The organism is Limnohabitans sp. (assembly GCF_046052825.1).
GTDB lineage: Bacteria > Pseudomonadota > Gammaproteobacteria > Burkholderiales > Burkholderiaceae_C > Limnohabitans.
In genome coordinates this window covers 1-6,205 of record NZ_JAVLFP010000021.1, presented here as the reverse complement: position 1 = coordinate 6,205, position 6,205 = coordinate 1, and the positions used below count along the sequence as shown (strand labels likewise).

General features: G+C 59.2%; 8 protein-coding genes. 5 read left to right on the top strand and 3 right to left on the bottom strand.

Annotated elements, in window-relative coordinates:
• On the bottom strand, positions 1 to 1,122 hold a 1,122-nt coding region (locus ACKWJN_RS02680), incomplete at its 3' end, for a class I tRNA ligase family protein (RefSeq protein ID WP_408594265.1).
• Positions 1,123 to 1,312: 190 nt separating this feature from the next.
• Here ACKWJN_RS02680 and ACKWJN_RS02675 point away from each other — a divergent pair.
• From ACKWJN_RS02675 to queF, 4 genes are all read left to right on the top strand, one after another.
• Positions 1,313 to 1,735: a rubrerythrin family protein gene (locus tag ACKWJN_RS02675; protein ID WP_408594264.1), complete on the top strand. Its 423-nt coding sequence runs from the start codon at positions 1,313 to 1,315 to the stop codon at positions 1,733 to 1,735.
• A gap of 6 nt (positions 1,736 to 1,741) precedes the next feature.
• Entirely contained in the window at positions 1,742 to 2,332 is a 591-nt protein-coding gene (locus ACKWJN_RS02670) for a DUF3501 family protein (RefSeq protein WP_408594263.1), read from the top strand.
• A gap of 100 nt (positions 2,333 to 2,432) precedes the next feature.
• Positions 2,433 to 3,206, top strand: a complete 774-nt coding sequence (gene yaaA, locus ACKWJN_RS02665) for a peroxide stress protein YaaA (RefSeq protein ID WP_408594262.1) — start codon at positions 2,433 to 2,435, stop codon at positions 3,204 to 3,206.
• A gap of 25 nt (positions 3,207 to 3,231) precedes the next feature.
• Complete coding sequence (gene queF / locus ACKWJN_RS02660) at positions 3,232 to 4,080, top strand: NADPH-dependent 7-cyano-7-deazaguanine reductase QueF (protein WP_408594267.1); 849 nt, start codon at positions 3,232 to 3,234, stop codon at positions 4,078 to 4,080.
• 4 nt (positions 4,081 to 4,084) lie between these two features.
• On the opposite strand, the gene dinB is transcribed toward queF, so the two are convergent.
• Entirely contained in the window at positions 4,085 to 5,290 is a 1,206-nt protein-coding gene (gene dinB, locus ACKWJN_RS02655) for a DNA polymerase IV (protein WP_408594266.1), read from the bottom strand.
• A gap of 104 nt (positions 5,291 to 5,394) precedes the next feature.
• On the opposite strand from dinB, the gene ACKWJN_RS02650 reads away from it, so the two are divergent.
• A complete protein-coding gene (locus tag ACKWJN_RS02650) occupies positions 5,395 to 5,589 on the top strand; it encodes a 4-oxalocrotonate tautomerase (protein WP_408594261.1) in 195 nt (64 codons plus the stop codon).
• Positions 5,590 to 5,599: 10 nt separating this feature from the next.
• Here the strand turns inward: ACKWJN_RS02650 and ACKWJN_RS02645 are convergent.
• The coding region (locus ACKWJN_RS02645) for an alpha-hydroxy-acid oxidizing protein (RefSeq protein WP_408594260.1) at positions 5,600 to 6,205 on the bottom strand (606 nt) is incomplete at its 5' end.

Sequence of the window (6,205 nt, the reverse complement as noted above, 5' to 3'; positions counted from 1 at the left end):
GAGTTTGTGTTTTTTCACTTCCACCAAGTGACCCGCGGCTTCGAGGTCGGCCACCACGGCCTTGCGGGCCACAAAGCGGTCTAGGCCACGGTATTTTTCGGGCGCGTGCTCGTTGATCGTGGCGTCGAGGTTGAGCACGCAAATCATCTCCAGCTTGTGGCGCTGACCGACGGCGTAGTCGTTTTGATCGTGCGCCGGGGTGACCTTGACCACGCCCGTGCCAAAGGCTTTGTCCACGTAGTCGTCGGCAATGACGGAGATGGTGCGGTCGCACAAAGGCAGTTTGACTTGCTGGCCGATCAGGGCTTGGTAGCGCTCATCTTCGGGGTGAACCATCACGGCTACGTCACCCAGCAGGGTTTCGGGGCGGGTGGTGGCGACCACCAAGCCTTGCACGCTTTCACCGTTGACGGTTTGGGGGCCGTCGGCAAAGTCGTAGCGGATGTGCCACAGCGAGCCTTCTTCTTCTTCGCTTTCGACCTCGAGGTCGGACACCGCGCTTTGCAGCACCGGGTCCCAATTGACCAAACGCTTGCCACGGTAGATCAGACCTTGCTGGTACAGCTTCACAAAGGTCTCGGTCACCGTTTGGGACAGCTTGGGGTCCATGGTGAAGTACTCACGGCTCCAGTCCACGCTGTCGCCCATGCGGCGCATTTGACTCGTGATGGTGCTGCCCGATTGCTCTTTCCACTCCCACACTTTCGAGACAAAGTTTTTGCGGGCTTCGGCGGGGGTCGGGCCCATGTCGTGGCGGCTGATGCCTTGGGCTTGGAGTTGGCGCTCCACCACGATTTGGGTGGCAATGCCTGCATGGTCAGTGCCTGGAACCCAGGCGGTGTTGAAACCCATCATGCGGTGGTAGCGCGTGAGGCTGTCCATGATGGTTTGGTTGAAGGCGTGCCCCATGTGCAACGTGCCCGTCACATTGGGGGGCGGCAGTTGGATCGCAAAAGCAGGCGCATCAGCCTGGGGTGTTTGGGTGCCACGGTAGCCCGCCACGCCATATCCGCGTTTCTCCCACTCAGGGCCCCAATGGGCCTCCAGCGCTGCGGGCTCGAACGATTTGGACAGACTGTCAAGGCCAGGTTGTGCGGCTTTGGGGGTAGGCAAGTTGCTCATGGACACGGCTTTGAGAAATGAAAAACGGCACGCGAAAAGCGGCCGTTTGAGACGGAAAATAAACTGTGTGCATTCTACCCAGCGGGGGTTGGTCAGCTTGTGTCCTTTGACCTTCTTGAAACCACGTTAGGCTTTGCCCCTTGGCGCATCAAGCGCCACAGTTTTTTTGTATTCATTTCAGGAAATTTTTATGCCCGTACTCAAAGGTTCTCGCACCGAGGAATGCCTGAAACAAGCGTTCTCGGGTGAGTCACAGGCCAACCGACGCTACATGTACTTTGCCAACAAGGCGGATGTGGAAGGGCAGATGGACATCGCGGCCTTGTTTCGCTCGACCGCCAAGGGAGAAACCGGACATGCCCTGGGGCATCTGGAGTTTTTGGAGCAGTCCGGTGACCCCACCACCGGCTTGCCCATTGGCACCACGCGCCAAAACTTGGCGGCGGCCGTGGCCGGAGAAATGTACGAATATACCGACATGTACCCAGGCATGGCCAAGACTGCGCGCGATGAAGGTTTCGACGACATCGCGGATTGGTTTGAAATTTTGGCCAAGGCCGAACGCTCGCATGCCAACCGTTACCAAAAAGCCTTGTCCGATTTGGTGGACTGAGCTGCCATGCGAACCACCGGGCACATCACAGCAGACAGCCTCATGACTTTGGAGGCCTATGCCAAGTGGCGCAAAGCGCACCAACACGAGATGCGTGCGCTGCGTCAGTTGCGCAGCGTGGCGCTGAGCGCGCATGTGTATGTGCAGTTTGAGAGTGAGGCCACCATCCGCTACCAAATTCAAGAAATGTTGCGCACTGAAAAAGTATTTGAAGAGGACGGCATTGCCCAAGAGATCGAGGCCTACCGACCCTTGGTGCCCACCGGCACCCACTGGAAGGGCACCTTGATGTTGGCCTATCCCCATCCCCAAGAACGCGAAGCTGCGCTGGCGCAGTTGATTGGCGTGGAGGACTGCATGTATGTGGCGGTTGAGGGCCATGCACGCGTGTATGCCATTGCCGACGAAGACCTTGACCGCGAGAACGACACCCACACGTCGGCGGTGCACTTTGTGCGCTTTGAGCTCACGCCGGCCATGCGTGCAGCAGTCAAGACAGGCGCGGAGGTCTTGCTTGGCTGCGACCACGCCCATTGCACGGCACAGACCGTGGTGGCCCCAGACACGCGGGTCTCCTTGGCCGCTGATTTGCACTGAGCCTGTTCAAGACCCCACGGCCTGGCCTTTGACGGGGTGCCCTTCATAATTCAGGCTGTACGCAAGCCTTTTCTTTGCGCCTTTTATTTTTGAGCGATCCATGCTTTTTTTGCTGTCTCCTGCCAAAGCCCTCGACTACGACACCCCTGCGGGTGATGTCCCACACACGCAACCTTTGTTTGTGAAGCAGTCGGTGGCGTTGATCGACCTCTTGAAAGAAAAGTCACCGCAAGACATTGCCAGCTTGATGGACCTGAGCGATGCCTTGTCTGCGCTGAATGTGGCGCGTTACCAAGCCTGGTCGCCCAAGTTCACGGCCAAGAATTCCAAACAAGCGGTGTTGGCTTTCAATGGCGATGTGTACGAAGGCTTGGACGCCAAAACCTTGAGTGCCAAAGACCTGGCCTGGGCGCAAGAGCATGTGGCGATACTGAGTGGCTTGTATGGCGTGTTGCGCCCGCTCGACTGGATGCAGCCCTACCGCTTGGAAATGGGCACTGCCTTGGCCAACGACCAAGGCAACAACCTGTACAAGTTTTGGGGCACGCAGATTGCCGACTACCTCAACACCCGCTTGGGTGATGCACGCGAACCCATCGTGGTGAATTTGGCCTCGCAAGAGTATTTCAAATCGGTGGACCGCAAAGTCCTGAAGGCACGCGTGATCGACTGTGTGTTTGAAGATTACAAAGGTGGCAAATACAAAATCATCAGCTTTTTGGCCAAACGTGCACGTGGCTTGATGACCCGTTACGCCGTCACGCACCAAGTGAAAACACCCAAAGGCTTGCAAGGCTTCAACCTAGAAGGCTATGCCTTTGATGCCGCCGTGTCTGAGCCCGACCGCTTGGTGTTTCGTCGCAAGCTGAGTTGAATGTGAGATGAGTGCCGAACACCCCATGAGCAATACCCCCGAACAATCGCAGCTGGGCAAAGCCTCGTCCTATGTGGATCAGTACGACCCGTCGTTGCTGTTTCCCATCCCGCGTCAAACCAAACGCGAAGAAATTGGCATTGCGGGTCAAGCGCCATTTTTTGGCGCAGATTTGTGGACGGCGTACGAGATGAGCTGGCTCAATTTGCGCGGCAAGCCGCAGGTGGCGCTGGCGCGCATCACGGTGCCCGCCGAATCAACCCACATCATCGAGAGCAAGTCGTTCAAGCTCTACCTCAACAGCTTCAACAACACCCGCTTGGCTGACACGCACGAGTTGCTTGCCCGCCTGCGCCATGACCTGGGCGCGGCCATTTGGCACGGCGGGCCCATGCTGGCGGGGGTGGGTGTGCAGCTGGTGTTGCCCGAGCAGTTTGACCACGAGCCGGTGCATGAACTCGATGGTCTGAGCTTGGATCGGCTCGATTTGGAATGCACCCACTACCAACCGGCACCTGAGCTCTTGCAGGCCAACTTGGACGAAGCCCCGGTGACCGAGACCTTGACCAGCAACCTGCTCAAGAGCAACTGTCTGGTGACAGGCCAGCCCGATTGGGGCAGCGTGCGCATTCGCTACAGCGGGCCGCAAATTGAGCAAGGGGGTTTGCTGGCCTACATCGTGAGTTTCAGAAACCACAACGAGTTTCATGAGCAATGCGTGGAGCGCATCTTCATGGACATTTGGCGTCGCTGCCAACCGCTGCGCTTGGAGGTGTACGCGCGCTACACCCGCCGTGGCGGCCTAGACATCAACCCCTGGCGCACCAGCCACCCGCAGTCGCCACCGGCGAACGTGCGCACGGCGCGGCAGTAGCTAACTAAAACAAATCCGCCTGAGCCTCTACCTCATAAGGGCTGCCCGCTTCTTGGGCGCTGAGGCCTTGCCAGTCTTCGCGCTTCATCAACGAGCCCACTCGCACGCCCAGCAGGCGCAGACGTCGCGATAGATCGACCCTTTTCAGGCATTGGCCCGCCGCTTGGCGGATGGCATCAGCTTGGTCGATGTACGTGGCCAAGGTGTGGTCGCGGGTGACGCTTTGAAAGTTGTCGTAGCGCAGTTTGATGCCAATGGTTTTGCCCACATAGCCTTTGCGCGCCAAGTCGTCGGCCACTTGCGCGCACAGGCGGGTGAAGATGGCACCCAGCGCCTCGCGGTCGCGCACGGCGTGCAGGTCTTGCTCAAAGGTGGTTTCGCGGCTCATGCTCACGGGCTCGCTCTCGGTCTCCACCGGGCGGTCATCTTGGCCGTGGGCCGCGTCGTGCAACCACGCGCCGTAGCTTTTGCCAAAGTGCGCCATCAACCATGGGCGCTCGCGCTGCGCCAAGTCGCCAATGGTGTGAATGTCGTGGGCCGCGAGTTTGGCCTCTGCCTTGGGCCCAATGCCGTTGACCTTGCGACAGGGCAGGGGCCAGATCAGGTGAGCCAAGTCGCCCTCGTACACGACGGAAATGCCGTTGGGTTTGTTGAACTCGCTGGCCATTTTGGCCAGCAGTTTGTTGGGGGCCACGCCCACCGAGCAGGTCAAGCCGGTGGCGTCAAAAATGCTTTTTTGAATCAGCCTGGCCAGCACACGACCGCCTTCGCGTTGACCGCCGGGGACGTCGGTGAAGTCGATGTAGACCTCGTCCACGCCGCGGTTTTCCATCATGGGCGCGATGTCGGTGATGAGGGCTTTGAAGGTGCGCGAGTAGTGGCGGTATTGGTCAAAGTCCACCGGCAACAAAATGGCGTTGGGGCACAGTTTGGCGGCCTTCATCACGCCCATGGCTGAGCCTACGCCAAATTGTCGCGCCGCGTAGGTGGCGGTGGTGATGACGCCGCGTCCGGTGTAGCCCGAGATGCGCGGGAAGAAATCGATCGGTATATGTGCCAAACGGTCCTCAGACCATTCTTGGTCGGGGAAGGCTTCGCGCAAGCGTGCCAGCAAGTCGTCCTCACGCCGACGGCCACCACCGATGACCACCGGCAAGCCTTTGAGCTGCGGGTAGCGCAGCAACTCGACCGAGGCGTAAAACGCGTCCATGTCGAGGTGGGCGATGCGGCGCAGGCGGGAGGAGTCGGGGGAGGGGGTGGTCACAGGCCCCCAAGCATAATCGCAGCCATTTCTAACCCCCCGAGGAGTCTCAGATGCCGACCATCCGCATTGATTTGTTTGAAGGCCGTACCGTGGAACAAAAACGCGAACTGGCCAAAGCCATCACAGAAGTCACCTGCAAGGTCTTAGGTGGCCAACCCGATGGCGTGGACATTTTGTTTTACGACATCAAGCGCCAAGACTGGGCCACGGGTGGCGAGTTGTGGAGCGATAAAGTCAAGTCCTGATCTGTCGTGCTCAGGCGGTGGGAAAGGTGCCAGGCAGCAAGATGCCTTGGTCCACGTTCTGGATGTCGGTGTGGCCACAAAACGCCATGGTGACATCCAGTTCTTTGTGAATGATTTGTAGCGCCTTGCTGACGCCTTTTTCGCCCATGGCGCCTAAGCCATAGACCATGGCGCGGCCAATCAGCGTGCCGCGTGCGCCCAAGGCCCAGGCCTTGAGCACGTCCTGGCCCGAGCGGATGCCGCCATCCATCCACACCTCAATGTCTGAGCCGACGGCGGCCACGATGGCGGGCAAGGCTTCGATGCTGGACTGCGCGCCATCCAACTGACGGCCTCCGTGGTTGCTGACCACCAGCGCATCGGCACCGCTTTGCACGGCGAGCTTGGCGTCTTCCACGTCTTGGATGCCTTTGAGGATGAGCTTGCCACCCCACTGCTGTTTGACCCAGGCCACATCGGCCCACGACAGACGTGGGTCAAACTGCTCGTTGGTCCAGGCGGAGAGGGAGTTCATGTCGCTCACGCCTTTGACGTGGCCTACCAAGTTGCCAAAGGTGTGGCGGCGTGTGCCCGCCATGCCTAAGCACCAGCGGGGCTTGGTCATCAGGTTCAAGAT